Here is a 238-nt window from a genome sequence, read left to right as displayed (position 1 = left end):
CCCGCCCGTGCCGGGCTCCTCGACGGCGTCCGCCGCACGGTCCACGTGCAGGGGCAGGACGCCCTGCCCGGGCTTGGTGAAGGGGCGCAGCACGAAGCCGGCCACGTCCATGCGGCCCGGGGGTCGGCCGATGCCGACGCGCACGCGGGCGTAGTCCTTCGTGCCGAGTGAGGCGGTGATGGACTTCAGGCCGTTGTGGCCGCCCTCTCCCCCGCCGCGCTTGAGGCGCAGGGTGTCG

1 pseudogene is annotated in these 238 nt (G+C 75.6%); it reads right to left on the bottom strand.

What is annotated here, in order from left to right:
- A pseudogene (locus tag KVS67_RS13035) lies at positions 1-238 on the bottom strand (aminoacyl-tRNA hydrolase); the annotation flags it as partial.

Source organism: Micrococcus sp. GbtcB5, assembly GCF_019091605.1.
In the GTDB taxonomy this organism is placed as follows: domain Bacteria; phylum Actinomycetota; class Actinomycetes; order Actinomycetales; family Micrococcaceae; genus Micrococcus; species Micrococcus luteus.
This window is presented reverse-complemented; position numbering and strand designations above follow the sequence as displayed.